General features: G+C 36.5%; 12 protein-coding genes. 6 read left to right on the plus strand and 6 right to left on the minus strand.

Annotation, left to right across the window (positions count from 1 at the left end; all coding sequences use genetic code 11):
• Nucleotides 1-255 precede the first annotated feature (255 nt).
• A complete protein-coding gene (locus tag ACFSAV_RS06815) occupies nt 256-870 on the plus strand; it encodes an OmpW family outer membrane protein (RefSeq protein WP_379097734.1) in 615 nt (204 codons plus the stop codon).
• 76 nt (nt 871-946) lie between these two features.
• On the opposite strand, the gene recN is transcribed toward ACFSAV_RS06815, so the two are convergent.
• The gene (recN, locus tag ACFSAV_RS06820) at nt 947-2,623 is read right to left on the minus strand and encodes a DNA repair protein RecN (protein ID WP_379097738.1); all 1,677 of its coding nucleotides are present in this window, start codon (nt 2,621-2,623) and stop codon (nt 947-949) included.
• An 84-nt stretch (nt 2,624-2,707) separates the two neighbouring features.
• Nucleotides 2,708-3,625 carry an NAD(+) kinase gene (locus tag ACFSAV_RS06825; protein WP_379097741.1) on the minus strand — a complete coding sequence of 306 codons (918 nt, stop codon included), beginning with the start codon at nt 3,623-3,625 and terminating at the stop codon, nt 2,708-2,710.
• Between the two features lie 163 nt (nt 3,626-3,788).
• On the opposite strand from ACFSAV_RS06825, the gene grpE reads away from it, so the two are divergent.
• Together grpE and ACFSAV_RS06835 are read left to right on the plus strand one after the other, a co-directional pair.
• Nucleotides 3,789-4,364, plus strand: a complete 576-nt coding sequence (gene grpE, locus ACFSAV_RS06830; protein ID WP_101776330.1) for a nucleotide exchange factor GrpE — start codon at nt 3,789-3,791, stop codon at nt 4,362-4,364.
• A 186-nt stretch (nt 4,365-4,550) separates the two neighbouring features.
• Entirely contained in the window at nt 4,551-5,867 is a 1,317-nt protein-coding gene (locus ACFSAV_RS06835; protein WP_379097744.1) for an L-cystine transporter, read from the plus strand.
• Nucleotides 5,868-5,952: 85 nt separating this feature from the next.
• On the opposite strand, the gene ACFSAV_RS06840 is transcribed toward ACFSAV_RS06835, so the two are convergent.
• Together ACFSAV_RS06840 and mnmC are read right to left on the minus strand one after the other, a co-directional pair.
• Nucleotides 5,953-8,943 (minus strand): TonB-dependent hemoglobin/transferrin/lactoferrin family receptor, encoded by a 2,991-nt coding sequence (locus ACFSAV_RS06840; RefSeq protein WP_379097747.1) that lies wholly within the window; start codon nt 8,941-8,943, stop codon nt 5,953-5,955.
• A gap of 180 nt (nt 8,944-9,123) precedes the next feature.
• Entirely contained in the window at nt 9,124-11,136 is a 2,013-nt protein-coding gene (gene mnmC / locus ACFSAV_RS06845) for a bifunctional tRNA (5-methylaminomethyl-2-thiouridine)(34)-methyltransferase MnmC2/FAD-dependent 5-carboxymethylaminomethyl-2-thiouridine(34) oxidoreductase MnmC1 (RefSeq protein ID WP_379097750.1), read from the minus strand.
• 151 nt (nt 11,137-11,287) lie between these two features.
• Between mnmC and fabB the strand changes: the two genes are divergently transcribed.
• Nucleotides 11,288-12,508: a beta-ketoacyl-ACP synthase I gene (gene fabB, locus ACFSAV_RS06850; RefSeq protein WP_101775750.1), complete on the plus strand. Its 1,221-nt coding sequence runs from the start codon at nt 11,288-11,290 to the stop codon at nt 12,506-12,508.
• Between the two features lie 83 nt (nt 12,509-12,591).
• Here fabB and cmoB read toward each other — a convergent pair whose 3' ends face one another.
• Together cmoB and putP are read right to left on the minus strand one after the other, a co-directional pair.
• On the minus strand, nt 12,592-13,557 hold the full coding sequence (gene cmoB / locus ACFSAV_RS06855) for a tRNA 5-methoxyuridine(34)/uridine 5-oxyacetic acid(34) synthase CmoB (RefSeq protein WP_379097752.1): 966 nt from the start codon (nt 13,555-13,557) through the stop codon (nt 12,592-12,594).
• On the minus strand, nt 13,554-15,068 hold the full coding sequence (gene putP / locus ACFSAV_RS06860; RefSeq protein WP_379097755.1) for a sodium/proline symporter PutP: 1,515 nt from the start codon (nt 15,066-15,068) through the stop codon (nt 13,554-13,556). The genes cmoB and putP overlap by 4 nt, the downstream gene beginning before the upstream one ends.
• Nucleotides 15,069-15,221: 153 nt before the next feature.
• On the opposite strand from putP, the gene rng reads away from it, so the two are divergent.
• Together rng and ACFSAV_RS06870 are read left to right on the plus strand one after the other, a co-directional pair.
• A complete protein-coding gene (gene rng, locus ACFSAV_RS06865; protein ID WP_379097758.1) occupies nt 15,222-16,697 on the plus strand; it encodes a ribonuclease G in 1,476 nt (491 codons plus the stop codon).
• A 63-nt stretch (nt 16,698-16,760) separates the two neighbouring features.
• Nucleotides 16,761-17,663 carry a family 6 glucosyltransferase gene (locus ACFSAV_RS06870; RefSeq protein ID WP_379097760.1) on the plus strand — a complete coding sequence of 301 codons (903 nt, stop codon included), beginning with the start codon at nt 16,761-16,763 and terminating at the stop codon, nt 17,661-17,663.
• The last annotated feature ends 12 nt before the right edge of the window (nt 17,664-17,675 follow it).

Here is a 17,675-nt window from a genome sequence, read left to right on the forward strand (position 1 = left end):
GATGGAAATATTATACTGCTTTTTGGCGTGAAATTCATAAAAACCATTACTTTGATCTATATCATTTTTACTTTGTTTGAGAATTAAATGTAAAAATGCGTTAAGTCTATATTAATTTTTTTAACGAAATTTTAAAAGCTTGATAAAGATCAGAAAAATAGTACCTTGAAAGTGGTATTCTGCCCAGCATCTAAAAAGACATCGTTTTTTATGGGGATATTCTCCTTTAAGTAATAGACAGATGAGGTATTTTTTATGAAAAAAGCAATATTGGCATTAAGTATAGTTGCATCATTAGTGGCAACTTCTGCTGTGGCGCATGAAGCGGGTAACATTATTGTTCGTGGTGGTCCAATTGTTGTCGTTCCAAAAGCATCAACTAACAGTGATACGTTCAAATTTGAGGTGAATTCCAATGCACAATTGGGTTTAACCGCGACTTATATGGCAACTGATAATATTGGTATTGAGCTTTTAGCCGCAACGCCATTTAGTCATGAGATTACATTAGGTAATACACTTGTTGGTAAAACAAAACATTTACCACCGAGCCTTTATGCGCAGTATTATTTCCTAAATAAGGACTCAAGTGCGCGTCCTTATGTTGGCGTGGGCGTTAATTACACCACGTTTTTTAGTGAAAAAGCAGTATTAAATGGTGTGACTGACCTCAAATTAAAAGATTCTTGGGGCATGGCATTCAATGCTGGCGTTGATATTAAATTAGCCGATAATTTATTTTTAAATACAGCTGTTTGGTATGCAAAAATTAAATCAAAAGCTACATTTAAATTAGGTAATGATGAACATAAAGTCGATGTAAAATTAGATCCTACAGTATTCTTTTTGGGATTGGGTTATCGCTTTTAATTCAATGTAATTTTTCATTTCTTATTTACACAAATGGGCAAATACATTGCCTATTTGTGCGCTAATCATTTCAGAGTTAAGAAACCAAATCGAGCATTTCTTGTGCATTTGCTAATGCGCTATCTGTTACTTTGCTACCACCTAATAGTTTAGCTAAGGCTTTTACTCTCTGTTGTGGCGAAAGTGCGGTCATTTTTGTTTCAGTTTTGCCTTCTACTGTTTGTTTTTCGACAGTGAAATGTCGATGGCCATGGCAAGCAACTTGTGGTAAATGTGTCACACAAATCACTTGACAACGTTGTCCTAATTTACGTAGTAATTTACCAACAACACTCGCAGTTGCTCCGCTAATTCCAACGTCAACTTCATCAAAAATTAAGGTAGGAATCGCTGATCTATCAGAAGTTAATACTTGAATTGCTAAAGAAATACGTGAAAGTTCACCACCAGAAGCAATTTTAGTTAATGGTTGTGTCATCTGACCTAAATTACTACGTAACATAAAGACCAAATTATCTGCACCATGCTGGTTGATCTTATTGTAATCTGCATTTAATTCGATGAAAAACTCACCATTTTCCATAGCGAGTTTTTTAATTGATTGTGTGACTTGTTGGGCTAATTTTGTGGCGCCAATTTGGCGACTTTGATGTAATGCTAGTGCCGTTGCTTGCATTTGTGCATATGCTGCTTTTTCTTGGGCAATTAACATTTCTTCACTATCGGAAAAGTCAATCAATTGCGCCAATTCTTGTTTTAAACAGCGATGTAATTCTACTAAGTTTTCAGGTTTCACATGATGTTTACGTGCCAGTTGTAATGCTTGCCCTAAGCGTTGTTCTATTTCATAGAGTGATGTTGGGTCTTGTTCTATATCACTAGCAAGTTGCTGTATTTCACTTGTTGCTTCTTGCACTTGAATTAATGCTTCTTGTAATAAACTTGATACATTATTGTAACGAGAATCTAATTCACAAAGCTCGTCTAAATATTGGGTGGCTTTATAGAGTAGTGAGTCAATACTTACCGTTTCATTTTCACTTAATAACTGTAAAGTTGACTGTGAAAGCGTGGTTAATTGTTCACTACTTGATAAGCGCTTTTGCTCTTCTTCTAATGCGAGGTATTCATCTGGGCGTAAATTAAATTCATCTAATTCTTCTACTTGATATTGTAAAAGTTGTTTTCTTGCTTCATTTTCAGTGACTTTTTGTTGAAAAGTTTCAACTTGGTATTGCAGAGCTTGCCATGTTTGGTGATCAGCTCGCATTTGTGTCAATAAGTTTGTGTGGGCACAAAAATTATCGAGCAATCGTAATTGATAGTCTGTCTTGAGCAATAATTGTGAGGCATGTTGTCCATTGATATGCACTAAATATTGTCCCAGTTCTTTGAGTTGAGCTGCTGAAACAGGAATACTATTGATAAAGGCTTTTGAACGCCCGTCATGATTAATAATACGGCGTAAGATACATTCATTAGGATTTTCTATATCTTGTAGTTCTTGCATTTGCAGCCATTGGAAAGCAGGAGTGTTTTTTTCGAGTGAAAATGTGGCGCAAATATCAGCACGTTCTTGCCCTTCTCGTAACATATTGATTTCAGTGCGCTGACCAAGACAAACGCCTAGTGCATCAATCGCAATTGACTTTCCAGCACCAGTTTCTCCAGTGATGACAGACATACCTTCAGTGAGTTCAATATTGAGGTGGCGAACGATAGCGAAATTATTAATTGTCAGTTGAATAAGCATAATAAACCCTCGTTACTGTATATTTATCAGTTTATAACTGTTTTTATATACAGTAAAGCGATTTTTGTTCATTTTTTGTGTTTTTTAGACTAGATTTCTAAGCCAACCCAATTTTGAGCTCAGTACTTTGTAATAATTATAATTTTTTAGATGTAACAATCGTAATTTATACTGGCTTTTCTGGATATGTACAATATCATCAGGCGAAAATTCTAGCGCAATCTGGCTATCACAACCTACCTCTAATTGTGCAGTATTGTATTCTGCAAAACGGATAGAAATTTTGCTGTCGCCGTCAATGACTAAAGGACGTGAGGAAAGCGTATGCGGAAACATTGGCACTAAGGCAATTGCATTTAACTGAGGCGTTAAAATAGGACCGCCAGCGGAGAGTGAATAAGCGGTTGAACCTGTTGGTGTAGAAATGATTAAGCCATCAGAACGTTGTGAAAAAGCGAATTTATCATTAATATAAACATGGAAATCTATCATATGAGCAATTTTGGCAGGGTGAATAACGGCTTCATTGACTGCATTGCCACTGGCAATAATTTGTCCGTCACGTTCTACGCTAGCTTCTAAGATGAAGCGTTCTTCAACAAAAAATTCACCTTGTTCTAAACAAGCCTGCAACTGCGCGTAAGCATTTTTAGGATCAATATCAGTTAAAAAGCCTAAGTTACCTCTATTAATACCAATTAATGCGATGTCATATTTTGCAAGGATACGTGCACGACCTAACATATTGCCGTCACCGCCAATCACAATACCTAATTGTGCTTTTTGTCCAATATCCTCAATAGAAGCCAAATAATCTTCGTTTAAACCAAGCTGTTCACCTATTGGGCGTTCAACCAATACTTGATAGCCTTTTTCAATGAGCCATTGAAAAAGATTTTTATGCATTTGTAAGGTCAAATCATGGCGAGGTTTGCCTAATAACCCAATGATTTGAAATGAGGATTGTAGCGCTTTAATATCAACCGCATTTTGGTATTTCATTGCATGTTCCATTTGGCGAAAAAACTGACCGCACTTGAATTCAAAAAATCAACCACTATATTACACACAAAACCTTTTATTTGTCAGCAAGTATCTATAGATGTGCTAACTTTTATATTTTTTGCTAGAATCAATCAAAATTTTGTTATTAACGGAGAATGCAATGTCAGCAAAAGAACAACAAATTGAAAATGAAGAAGTTATTCAAGAAGAAGTTGAGTTAGAGCAACCAATCGAAGAAGTAATAGAAGAAGATCCTTTAGAAGAAGCTATTGCTCGTGTTCAAGAATTAGAGGCTCAGTTAGAGCAAACAGTAAAGAAAGAACAAGATTTATTGTTACGTACACGTGCTGAAATTGATAATATCCGCCGCCGTACAGAACAAGATGTTGAAAAAGCACATAAGTTTGCATTAGAAAAATTTTCTAAAGATATTTTAAATACGATCGATAATTTAGAACGTGCTTTAGCGACGCCTGCAAATTTAGAAGATGAAAGTGTGAAAGCATTGTTTGATGGCGTTGAACTAACTTTGAAAGAACTGCTTTCGACCGTTGCTCGTTTCGGTGTTGAACCTGTCGGTGTTGTTGGTGAAACCTTTAATCCTGAATTACATCAAGCAATTTCTATGCAACCGATGGAAGGATTTGAAACAAATCAAATTACGGTTGTGCTACAAAAAGGCTATTTATTGAATGGTCGTGTTATTCGTCCTGCAATGGTAATGGTTGCTGCATAATTACAAGAAATTTTACCAAAATAGACCGCACTTTATTTTTAAAGCAAAAGTGCGGTCTTTTTTTATTCAATTTTAGGAGGGTTTATATAATAAAAGATTATAACCCATAGCAAAAAAGTAGTTGTAGTTTATTAGAAATTCCCATTTAATCATATGTAGTTTTTTTATTCGTATTGAGAGCAAATTATGACCGTGATAAATCTTATTATTTTTGTCGCATTACTCGTGCTATTGGCATGGATTTTTAAACGTACACAGAAACTTGGTACTACCGTGTTTATTGGTTTGATATTGGGTTTAGTTGGTGGTGCATTATTACAGCTAGCGAGTCAAGAGGTAATTAATCATACTTTAGACTGGGTTAACTTAGTGGGTAATGGCTATGTACGCTTACTACAAATGATTGTCATGCCATTAGTTTTTATTTCAATTTTATCTGCGATTACCCGTTTAAATCAGGCAAGTGCTTTAGGGAAAATCAGTTTCAGTGTGATTTCCGTGTTATTAGTGACTACTGCAATTGCTGCAGCAATTGGTATTGCTATGGCTTATGTATTTGATCTGAGTGCAGAGGGATTAGTTGCTGGTGAACGTGAATTAGCTGCTCAGAGCCGTGTCGAAGGAAGAATGGAAAAAGTTAGCGGTTTGACGATTCCTGCTATGTTACTTTCATTTATTCCTAAAAATCCGTTTTTAGAATTAACAGGAGCGAATCCAACCTCTATTATTAGTGTCGTGTTATTTTCTGCACTGTTAGGCGTTGCAGCATTAAGTTTAAGTAAAGAAGATCAGGCATTAGGCGAACGTATTGCACAAGGGGTAGATACATTGAATAAATTAATCATGCGTTTAGTGCGTATGGTGATTCGTTTAACGCCTTATGGTGTATTTGCACTCATGATTAAAATGGCAACAACATCAAAATGGGCAGATATTGTCAATTTAGGTTCATTTATCGTTGCCTCTTATTTAGCCATTTTATTCATGTTCGTGGTACATGCACTGATATTGGTACTTTTTAAAGTGAATCCAGTGAGCTACTTTAAAAAAGTGTTACCCACATTAAGTTTTGCTTTTACTTCTCGTTCTAGTGCCGCCACATTGCCACTGAACATTGAAACACAAACGAATAAATTGGGGAATAACAGTGTGATTGCGAATTTTGCTGCAACTTTTGGGGCAACAATTGGGCAAAATGGCTGTGCAGGCATTTATCCTGCAATGCTAGCGGTCATGGTGGCACCAACAGTTGGACTTGACCCTTTTAGTTTCACTTATTTAGCAACATTGATTTTAGTTGTCACGATTTCATCATTAGGCATTGCAGGTGTTGGCGGCGGAGCGACTTTTGCTGCCATCGTGGTACTTTCTACGTTGAATTTACCACTTGCATTGGTAGGGTTATTAATTTCTATTGAGCCTTTAATTGATATGGGACGTACCGCATTGAATGTCAATGGCGCAATGGTCGCAGGTACGGTGACGAATCAAATTATTAGGTAAAAGTAATTAAACGCCTCATTATGAGTAAATAGAACGGTAAAAAAGAGATAGCGTAGTGCTATCTCTTTTACTTTTAGTTGATAACTTAGAAGGTTAATTCCGCAGATAATCTAAAGTTTCTGCCCGGTGCATAGAAACGTTTAATCCCTGCACCAGTATTTTGGTCAATGAGATTAATTGTTCCAATTGAACGAATTGAGCGAGCCGAATCCCAAGTAATATACTTTTTATTAGTCATATTATATAGACCTGCGGTTAACATCAGATTTTTAATTGGTTTGGCATAAAGAATAGCATCAATTGTCGTATAGTGATTATTACGCCATGCTAATGTGCTGTCAGTGACTTTCTGACCTTGAATTAACGTGCCATTTTTCTTTTGACCTTCCCAATACATGTTATAAGTTTCACTGCGTTTTTTCTCCGCGACATCGGTGATGAAGAAGTCAATTCCATATTTGTCATCTTCCGTTGAATAACCAATGTTATACACCGCAGTAGTCGGCTGAATCGCATTCATCGGAATTTTTCCTTCGATTTTGCCTTTTTGATGTGTCAATTTATAACCTACTCTGAAGCCTTTTAATTTGCTATAAAGTTCTGCTAATTCTAAACGTGCACTGACTTCAACTCCCGTAACTTTAGCATGATCTCTATTGCGATTTTGATAGAATGGGTAGGTGAGTGAACTTCCTTCATCTACTGCACGTTGTCCTACATAAACTAAATCAATGAAATTATCATAATTGGTTTGGAATGCGCTTAATGTTAAGAAGCTTTGATTCTTATATAAAGTCAGTGCTGCCTCTTTTGTTTTAGCAATTTCGGGTTTCAAATTTACATTTGGTGTAATTGAGAAACTTGGATGTTTAAATGTCATGAACATTTCATCAGAAGTTGGTGCTCTAAACCCATTTGAGTATTTTAATTGTACACGCAGCCAATCTAAGGGATCTAAGTTTACGCCTAGATTATAAGAATGATGTTTATATGTTTTATTTTGCAGCATAATTGCCAAGTTTTGTGCAACATTTTTGTTCATACATTCAGTGTTATAGCCACATTCTGCACCAATACCATAAGAATTACCGGGTAATGGAATAAAAATACCCGCAATGAGTCCTTTTGGCACAGGGACGCTTGGATCATAACTTGGGCGGTGTTCGACTTTGTCATAGCGATAATTGAGATCTAGGTTAAGCCAATTAGTAAGCGTAATTTTATCACCAAGATAGATTGCTTGGTTTTTCGTTTTCACTGGAATCAAATAACTATAACGACCATTCACATTTTCTCTTAAATTACCCGTGCAAGTACCACTAGGCCAGTAATCTGGGCGTGGTTCATAGACTGGTGGAAATGTACCAGGTTTACGTTGATTACAGAAAAATGCATCTGCCCACCATTGAACATTACCACCTTTATAACCGTCTTTGTTTACCATACTTTTGGTTGTTTTACCGTATAGACCACCATATTTCAGTTGATGTGCTATTCCCCAAGTCGAGAACTCTTTATCAAAATCTAAATTGATTTGTTTCGTATCCGTATTCAGATCGCGATCATTGTAGTCATTGCGGCTATAACCAGTTGAGAAAGGAAGAATAAATTTGACGTCTTCGTATTGTTTCCCTCCGAAGTCATTTGGTTTCGATTTGAGTTCAATTTCACCGTATTTTCTCCCATCAGACAAGGTTTTAATCGTGATTTCCCTATCTTCAAATTGATATACATCTCCGTAATTTTCATTTTTTTTAACATAAACACGAAATTTTTTATTACAATCAATTTTGGAACAATCAATTAATGTAGTCTGTGGTGAATATTCTTTATAGTGGAGACCTGGCATTTCTTCTCCTTTAGAGTTTTTATATTTTACATCTTTTCCACCATAACGACCTGTAATAACTTCGGCTGTAATGTCACCACCATGTTTATCTACAATTTTATTAACATTTGTACTGCTATCAAGCGTTAAACCTTGCTCATTCAAGACAGAAACACATTTTGGTCCACTACAATATTCATCTGTTCTGGCATTATTTTTGATTTTTTGGGAAGAAAATGACACTTTGAAATGATCCCAAAGTGCAGTTTGCGTAAAGTTTTCATAAGCAAATTGAATATTTTTACGATGAGAGCTATCGTTAGTCTTTCTTTCACCATAGATTTCGGTATCAACATAGCTACTTGGGCGCAAAGTATAAGATAAATCTTCACCACGTGATCGCAATTTGGAATCATCTAATGCCACAGTAAAACGATGTTCTTCATGTGGTTGGAAACCAAATTTAATTAAAGTGCTATCTCGAGTAATATCATAAGGATCGGTTTTTTCACGCGTCTTACCTACAGCAGCTTTGTCTTCTTCTTTCGTTTTATAAATATCATAAAAATAGTTTTCGATTTCATGACCTTCACGACGCGTATTAATAAATAACACATCAAACCATTTATATTTTCCAGCCACAGTAACAGATGTCATATCTTCATTATTCATGCTTTGATAACCGCGTTTGACACCAATATGATAATTTTTATCGATCAGATAATCACGCGCATCCTTTGTTTCAAACATCACTGAACCGCCGAGTGCTCCACTGCCTGATTTAATTGAATCGGCTCCTTTAGTAATGGTCGCGACTTTGACATTCTCTACTTCAACACCGTTACGCGTGTTATTAAAATTACCATAGCCCTCAAATAATTCTTTAAATCCCTGTGAACTTAAAGTTTCAGCTTGACGCAGCCCATCAATCATAATACCAACACGGTTTTCATCAACCCCACGTACTGCATAACCACTAGCGCCTGTACGTCCAGTTTCAACGACAGTGATGCCAGTTTCGTAACGAACTAAATCTCGGCTATCTGATACTTGTTGTTTGCTAATTTTTTGTGCACTAATTTGAGTTTCACCCACTTTCTTTTCTTGGATATTGATATCTTCAGCGCCACTCGCACCAGAAACAACAATCGTATCGAGTTGTTCAACTTGCTCAATTTCTTCCGCAAGTAGGGGTTGGCTTAAAGCTAAAGCGGTTAGCATCAGTGCAGACTGCTTGTTTAATTGCATAGGTACCTCTTAGGTTATTATTAATATTGATTATGAAAATTATTCGCAATTATAGAGATGGAATTTAGAAATGAAAAGGACAATATTAAAAATATTGTCTTTAACGAATGAAATGAGTTAACTAATTAAATTAATTAATAATTTTTTAGTATGAATGTTGTTCGTGATGGATAAATTTTGTCATTTTTTTACCGTGCTACCTTTTAATAGTTTGCGTATCCAGCTACGATTCGCATTGAGTTGATGGACAATATCTTGGCTTAATGGCAATGGTTCTTGGTAGATGAGTGAAGCAAGGGTTTCACCTAACAATGCCGCAGAAGTAAGTCCTCTTGAACCTAGCGCTGCGATTAAGAATAAGTTGTCAAAATTGACCGCACTTTTTATCGGTTGCTTACGGCGGCGAAGGTTGTAAAGATTTTGGTAATCTACTAATTGTTGTTCAAAATGGGGGACGTTTCCCAACATGGGAATACGATCACGTACGGCACAGCGGATACCAACACGTGCTTGATTGCCTGATGTATCAACTTCTTTTACCCAATTGACTTTTAGATTAGTTTGGATTTTTTGCTGATTTTGGTGTTGTTCTGCTAGGCTAAATTTACGTGTATCACAATCACGCACATGGCTTGCACCCACACAATGTGTGTTACTTTGTGCTATTGGTGTGAGGTAGCCGTCATAGCACACCACAGTGTTAAGTTGCTGCAGATATTTGCCTGTAGGAATTTCACTGACTTGTCCGCGTACAGGATATAAAGGTAAATGTGCAGTTTGAGCGAACTCGGTGATTTTATGTCCATTTGCTAATATCACAACTTGATGTTTAAATTGCTCTCCTTGTGCATTCTTTAATTGCCAACTACTATCTTGTTGTTCAAGTGCGGTCACTTTTTGTCGAGTTTTGATTTCAAGTCCACGTTCAACTAAATAAGCAAACATGTTTTGTACAAACTGGCGTGGTGCAAGCCATGCACCTTGCGGAATGAACCCACCTGCACAAGGTAAGGGTAAGCCAACTTTTTCACTTAATTGCGTTTGTGAAAGCGTTTGATATAAGCTTTGGTGCCATTGATAATGTGAAATTTTATCTAATTTGACCGCACTTTTATGATCATAGCCACAAAGCGCTACACCACAGAAATCATATTCAAACGCAATACCTTGTTGAATTGCTTGTTGTAAGCGTTGTTGTCCGTAAGCGAAGGCATGAATATAAAAGCGAATATTAAGCAAATCATCATCGCTCAGTTGTGGATAGAATGCGCCTTGTTTATTACCTGAAGCATTAAGGGCAACCGCTTCATCTTCACAATAGAGAGTGACTTTAGCTTGACGTTCTAATAAAGATAATGCACAGAATAATGAAGCAATCCCCCCCCCAATAATTGCAACATCAGCTTGTCGTTTAAATTGGGCAGGTTGTGCGAGATACCATGGAAAGTGAATGTGTGCTTGACTTGCATGAGGTTTACTACCTTGCAGACATTCTCGTTTTTTGCCATAGCCTTTGCGTTTGTTGACGGCAAAACCTGCTTGTTCTAAGCCTTTTCGTACAGTACTTGCTGCAGTAAAAGTCGCAAAAGTGCCATGTTCTTTGCAGTAACGATACATATGTTGATACAGCGTATCATTCCACATTTGTGGGTTTTTACTTGGTGAAAAGCCATCAAGAAACCAAGCGTCTATCTTATTACACATATAATCGCCAAGCTGAGGGAGGTTATCATTCAGATCACCAAACCAAAGATCGAGCGTAGTTTCAGCAAAATGAAAGCGATAGCAACCTTCGATAGGTTCAAGCCAATATTGCTGTAATTGTTGAGCCAGTTGTATAAATTCGGGATAGGCTTGGTGAGTGAGAATTAATTGTTCAAGTGGAATGGGATATTTTTCAAATGAAATGAAAAACAAGCGCTTAAGCGGTGCCTCTGGATATTGTTGGCAAAATTCACGAAATAATGTTGTTACCGCAAAAAAATTTAACCCTGTCCCAAATCCTGTTTCTGCAATGACAAAATGGCTTGCAGGATAATCTTGCCAACGTTGCCATAACTGATTGCCTTGCTGAAAAACATAGCGACTTTCGGCGAGCCCATCTTGGTTAGAAAAATAGACATCATCAAATTTTGCAGAGACAGGTATATTTTCTTGGTTGAAATGGACTTCTGCAAACTGAACTTTATTCATGACCTTTTATTCCTTTATAGAAAAGCTGAATCGTACTATAATAACGAAATTTTCTATACTGGTCGAATGATCGAATTACTACTTGAAATCTTGTAGTTTGAAGGCTATTTTATCGACCATATTTTCATTTTCTGAATAAAAGGAATACTCTATGAAAAGAGCGGTTATTACTGGTTTTGGTATTATTTCGAGTATTGGTAACAATAAAGAAGAAGTATTGGCGTCATTAAAAGCAGGTAAATCAGGTATCGAAGTGGTGCCTGATTTTGTAGAAATTGGCATGCGCAGCCATGTCGCAGGCACCATTAAATTAAATCCAAGCGAATTAATCGATCGTAAAATTTATCGTTTCATGGGGGATGCTGCGGCTTATGCTTATCTGTCAATGAAAGAAGCGATTGAAGATGCAGGCTTAACTGAAGAACAAGTGTCAAATGATCGTACTGGGTTAGTGATTGGTGCGGGGACAGGCTCTGCACATAACCAGTTAATTGCTTGTGATGCGGTACGTGGTCCACGTGGAGTAAAAGCAGTGGGGCCTTATGCAGTCACAAAAACGATGGCATCAAGTGTTTCTGCTTGTTTAGCAACACCATATAAAATTCGTGGTGTGAACTATAGTATTAGTTCAGCTTGTGCCACATCAGCACATTGTATTGGTCACGCACTTGAATTAATTCAACTTGGCAAACAAGATATTGTTTTTGCTGGTGGGGCAGAAGAGCTTTCTTGGGAATGTGCAACTGAATTTGATGCCATGGGGGCAGTGTCAACCAAATACAATGAAACCCCTGAAAAAGCGTCACGAGCTTATGATGCAAACCGTGATGGCTTTGTGATTGCTGGTGGCGGTGCAGTTGTGGTTGTCGAAGAATTAGAGCATGCCCTTGCACGTGGTGCGAAAATTTACGCTGAAATTGTAGGTTATGGTGCGACTTCTGATGGTTATGATATGGTCGCGCCAAGTGGCGAAGGTGCAGAGCGCTGTATGAAACAAGCAATGGCAACTGTAGATACACCAATTGATTATATCAATGTGCATGGTACTTCAACACCAGTTGGTGATGTGAAAGAGTTAGGTGCGATTAAAAATGTGTTTGGTGATAACATCCCAGCAATTTCATCAACTAAATCAATGACAGGTCATTCTTTAGGTGCGGCTGGCGCGCATGAAGCAATTTATACTTTATTAATGTTAGATAATGATTTCATTGCACCAAGTATTAATATTGAAACTTTAGATGAACAGGCTCAAGGCTGTAATATCGTAACAGAAACGGTTGAAAATGCGGGATTACAAACAGTGATGTCGAATAGCTTTGGTTTTGGTGGAACAAACGCAGCGTTAATTTTCAAAAAATATCACGGCTAATTTAACGAAGGCAGATAGCATATCTGCCTTTATGTTTTATTAAAAAAGCTGACGAGTTGCCAGCTTTTTTGTTGTTCGTATCATTATTTATTAGCAAGAATGACGGCACGAGTTGGTGCTTGGTAGCCCTCAATGGTTTTAGAATGATCGTGAGGGTCTAAGAAATCAACTAAAGATTCATTTTCTAACCAATCTGTTTTACGTTGTTCTGTTAGCGTTGTTGCTGCAGTATCGACACAACGAACATTTTTAAAACCTACTTTTTCTAACCAATGAATTAAAGCCGGTACAGAAGGAATAAAGTAAACGTTTTTCATTTTAGCGTAGCGATCAGCAGGGACGAGTACTGTGTTGATATCACCATCGACAACTAACGTTTCAAGAACTAATTCACCTCCTTGCACAAGTTGATTCTTCAGCTGGGTTAAATGATCTAATGGTGATTTACGATGGTAAAGTACTCCCATAGAAAATACTGTATCAAAAGCAGCGAGAGGCTGCATTTCTTCAATGCCTAAAGGAATTAAATTTACTCGGTGATCGTTATTGAGTAATTTACGTACGGCTTCAAATTGGCATAAAAAAAGTACTGTTGGATCGATTCCTACCACCATTTGGGCACCTTCGCCTAACATACGCCACATATGATAGCCACTGCCACAACCCACATCTAAAATAGTGCGTCCTTTGAGCGGGGCAAGGTGTGGTAAAACACGCTCCCATTTAAAATCAGAACGCCATTCACAATCAATATGTACACCATATAAATAGTATGGCCCTTTTCGCCAAGGCATCAATTGTCTTAGATGATAAACAAGGCGTTGTTGTTCGCCTTGTGATAAAGGTGAAATTTGTTCAGATTTGACCGCACTTTTAAGATCAATATGATCGGCATGTAAGTGTGGTAAGAAATCGACTACTTTTGCCCACTTGGCATAATCACCATGAGTTTGCTTTTCCCATTGCTTTAGTTGCAAAGGTAATGTTTCTAACCATGCAGATAGATGAGTCGTGGCAATTTGTTGATAAAAAGGACGAAAATCAATCATAGTGCGTTTTTATAAGCATTTTTTACTTGTTCAAAAGTATCAATAACATGTTGTTCTGGCTTGGCTGACAGTTGCGACACAATAATAATCACCAAACTAGCAATCAAAAATCCCGGAATCATTTCATACAGTTGATGTAACTGAGAACCCTCAAGTGTCCAGTGTTTCCAACCAAAGACAACAATGGTACCAGTTAACATTCCGCATAATGCGGCAGATGATGTCATGCGTTTCCAAAAAAGTGAAAATAACACAACGGGACCGAATGCGCTACCAAAGCCTGCCCAAGCAAATTCGACAAGCTTTAATACCTTACTGTGTTCATCTTGTGCAATCCAAATTGCAATAGCTGCAATAGTGAGTACCATCGCACGACCTAGCCAGACTAATTCTTTATCAGAAGCCTTTGGACGGATAAAACCTTTATAAAAATCTTCTGTAATAGCACTAGAAGAAATTAATAATTGTGCACTTAATGTACTCATGACTGCAGCTAAAATAGCAGATAGTAGCACCCCTGCAATCCATGGGTTAAACAGTAATTTTGATAATTCGATAAAGACTTGTTCAGGTTCTTTATTCACTAAATTGGCGACTTGTGGATTTGCATAAAAGTAGGCAATACCGAAGAAACCGATACCTATTGCGCCTAATAAACACAGGATCATCCAAGTCATGCTGATTTTACGTGCGTTGTTGAGTGATTTGACGGAATCAGCAGCCATAAAACGTGCAAGAATATGTGGTTGCCCGAAATAGCCTAAGCCCCAAGCGGCTAGGCTTAATAAACCAAGTGGTGTTGTACTACTGAAAATATCAGTAAAGTTTTTGTGCATTGCATTCTCTGCTTGCTGAAGGACCAAAGTGAAATTGTCAAGACCGCCAAGATGAAGCAGTACAAAAATAGGTGTTAAAATTAAAGCGAAGATCATTAAAGTAGCTTGAATAGTATCAGTCCAACTAACTGCTAGAAAACCGCCAATGAAAGTATAAGCAATTGTTGCGAGTGCACCATACCAAAGCGCGGTTGAATATTCGACAGAAAATAAGTTTTGGAATAATTTTGCGCCAGCAACTACGCCAGAAGCACAGTAAATTGTGAAAAAAACGAGAATAATACTAGCAGAAACAATTTTTAGTATGTTATGTGAAGTACCAAAACGATTATGGAAGTATTCTGGTAGCGTTAATGCATTATTATTAAATTCAGTATAAACACGTAGTCTACCTGCAACAAATAGCCAGTTTAGATAAGCACCAATTGTTAATCCAATTGCTATCCAACCTTCAATTAAACCCGCTACATAAATTGCACCGGGTAATCCCATTAATAACCAACCTGACATATCAGATGCCCCAGCTGACATTGCTGTGACAAAGCTACCTAAGCGACGACCGCCTAAAATATAATCGGATAAATTATTGGTATAATGATAGGCTAATACGCCAATCAGTAACATACCGAAAATATAAATAGTAAATGTAATTATTGTTGGATCTAATCCAAACATGCTAACCTCACAAACATGTTAAAAAATGTTATTGTTATCTGCCAAAATTTGAGAAAGCTCACATTTTACCTTATTTGACACTATTATTCTATTTCCCTTTTCGTTAGACTAATTAGCAATTTGTTTTTTAAAATTATTAAGTTAGGTAGAGTTATGGATTCTGTTGAATTATTAGTCAACGTTACCCCCAATGAAACCCGTATTGCGCTGGTCGATATGGGCATTTTGAAAGAAGTGCATATTGAACGACAAGCTAAGCGTGGGATTGTCGGTAATATCTATAAAGGGCGTGTGACACGAGTATTGCCCGGTATGCAGTCTGCATTTGTTGATATTGGCTTAGAAAAAGCCGCTTTTTTGCATGCATCAGATATTGTTTCACATACAGAATGTGTTGAAGAAAGTGAACAGAAACAGTTTGTCGTCAAAGATATTGCTGAACTGGTACGTGAAGGGCAAGATATTGTTGTACAAGTTGTCAAAGATCCACTTGGTACTAAAGGTGCACGTTTGACAACAGACATTACTTTACCTTCGCGTTATCTTGTTTTTATGCCAGAAAATAGCCATGTCGGCGTATCTCAACGGATTGAAAGTGAAGAAGAGCGTGCAAGATTAAAAGAGTTAGTATTGCCATTTTGTGATGAACTCGGAGGCTTTATTATTCGCACCGCGGCAGAAGGCGCAACTGAAGAAGAATTGAAACAAGATGCTGATTTTTTAAAACGTTTATGGTGTAAAGTATTAGAGCGTCGGGCTAAATATTCAACCAAATCGATGTTATATGGTGAATTAGCATTAACACAACGTATTTTACGTGATTTCATTGGTGCCGGTTTAGAGAAGATTAGAATTGACTCTAAATTATGTTTTACCGAAGTAAAACAGTTTACAGAAGAATTTATGCCAACGTTAGTGGATAAATTGGTACTTTATTCAGGTAATCAACCATTATTTGATGTGTATGGTGTCGAAGCTGCAATCCAAACAGCATTAAATAAACGCGTGAATTTAAAATCTGGTGGTTATTTGATTATTGAGCAAACTGAAGCGATGACGACTATTGATATTAATACTGGGGCGTTTGTAGGACATCGTAATCTCGAAGAAACGATTTTTAACACAAATATTGAAGCCACAAAAGCGATTGCGCAACAGCTACAGTTACGCAATCTTGGTGGCATTATCATTATTGATTTTATTGATATGCAAACAGATGAACATCGCAATCGTGTCTTGGAATCACTACAAGAAGCTTTAGCAAAAGATCGCGTAAAAACCAGTGTAAATGGTTTTACACAGTTAGGTTTAGTTGAAATGACTCGTAAGCGAACGAGAGAAAGCCTTGAACATGTTTTATGTGGTGATTGTCCTTCTTGCCAAGGGCGTGGGCGAGTAAAAACAGTGGAAACAGTTTGTTACGAAATCATGCGTGAGATTATTCGAGTTCATCATTTATTCTCTAGTGAACAGTTTTTGGTATACGCTTCAAGAGCAGTGGCAGATTATTTAATTAATGAAGAATCGCATGGTTTGCTGGCAGAATTAGAAGTCTTTATCGGTAAACAAGTACAAATTAAAACGGAAGTATATTACAATCAAGATCAGTTTGATGTTGTTGTTATGTAACTTCCATTTTTAATATTTTATATTGATTTAGGTTAGACTCCGTATTTATTTAGGAAAAATAGTATGATTAATTCACCTTCTGGTAGTATTGGAATTTTGTATATTGCAACAGGACGCTACCATATTTTTTGGGAAGATTTCTATAGGAGTTCAGAAAAGCATTTTATGCCGGGAGTCGCTAAGAAGTATTTCTTATTTTCAGATTATCAAGAGAGCTTTTTAGGGGAGGAAACAGGAAATGTTTATAGAATATATCAAAAAAAATTAGGTTGGCCTTATGATACTCTAATGCGTTTTGATATTTTTTTAAAAGAGAAAAAACTATTCAAAGATGTAGATTATCTCTTTTTTATTAATGCAAATATAATTTTTATTAAAGATATATATCAAAATGAAATTCTTATTCCTGAGAAAGATTTAATCGCAGCTTTACAACCTTGGTTTATTGGTTTAGATATTGATAAAACTACTTACGATAGAAATCCTCAATCTACTGCATATATTCCTTATGGAGAGGGTGAACATTATGTTATGGGAAGTTTTAATGGTGGTAAAACTTCTGCTTTTTTAGAGATGTGTCGTCAATTGAATAATAATATCCATTTAGACTTAAAAAAAGATATTATTGCATTATGGCATGATGAAAGTCATTTAAACCATTACTTTTGGAAAAATAAAGAGAAAATATTTATTTTACCTAGTAGCTATTTGTTAGATGAGTGGCAACAATATTTTCCAAGTAAAAAAACTCACTATATTAAACCATCATATTTGCGAAATAATGATGTTAGATTAATTATGAGAAATAAAAATCACTATAGATATGGTGGAAAAGATTATATGAGAGGTATTATTGATAAAAAAATTGAATTCAATTGGTCAACTTTTTTATTTGATTTAAAAATATATCGTCGATATTTAAAAGAGAGAATTAAAGCTATATTTAAAGGTCTTTCTAAGATCTAACATATATTAATA

The organism is Pasteurella oralis (genome assembly GCF_042681465.1).
Taxonomy (GTDB): Bacteria; Pseudomonadota; Gammaproteobacteria; order Enterobacterales; family Pasteurellaceae; genus Pasteurella; species Pasteurella oralis.

What these genes read in the sequence shown, in the direction of transcription:
- ACFSAV_RS06815 (WP_379097734.1), top strand. Translation starts at nt 256, where the DNA reads ATGAAAAAAGCAATATTGGCATTAAGTATAGTTGCATCATTAGTGGCA.
- recN (WP_379097738.1), bottom strand. Translation starts at nt 2,623, where the DNA reads ATGCTTATTCAACTGACAATTAATAATTTCGCTATCGTTCGCCACCTC.
- ACFSAV_RS06825 (WP_379097741.1), bottom strand. Translation starts at nt 3,625, where the DNA reads ATGAAATACCAAAATGCGGTTGATATTAAAGCGCTACAATCCTCATTT.
- grpE (WP_101776330.1), top strand. Translation starts at nt 3,789, where the DNA reads ATGTCAGCAAAAGAACAACAAATTGAAAATGAAGAAGTTATTCAAGAA.
- ACFSAV_RS06835 (WP_379097744.1), top strand. Translation starts at nt 4,551, where the DNA reads ATGACCGTGATAAATCTTATTATTTTTGTCGCATTACTCGTGCTATTG.
- ACFSAV_RS06840 (WP_379097747.1), bottom strand. Translation starts at nt 8,943, where the DNA reads ATGCAATTAAACAAGCAGTCTGCACTGATGCTAACCGCTTTAGCTTTA.
- mnmC (WP_379097750.1), bottom strand. Translation starts at nt 11,136, where the DNA reads ATGAATAAAGTTCAGTTTGCAGAAGTCCATTTCAACCAAGAAAATATA.
- fabB (WP_101775750.1), top strand. Translation starts at nt 11,288, where the DNA reads ATGAAAAGAGCGGTTATTACTGGTTTTGGTATTATTTCGAGTATTGGT.
- cmoB (WP_379097752.1), bottom strand. Translation starts at nt 13,557, where the DNA reads ATGATTGATTTTCGTCCTTTTTATCAACAAATTGCCACGACTCATCTA.
- putP (WP_379097755.1), bottom strand. Translation starts at nt 15,068, where the DNA reads ATGTTTGGATTAGATCCAACAATAATTACATTTACTATTTATATTTTC.
- rng (WP_379097758.1), top strand. Translation starts at nt 15,222, where the DNA reads ATGGATTCTGTTGAATTATTAGTCAACGTTACCCCCAATGAAACCCGT.
- ACFSAV_RS06870 (WP_379097760.1), top strand. Translation starts at nt 16,761, where the DNA reads ATGATTAATTCACCTTCTGGTAGTATTGGAATTTTGTATATTGCAACA.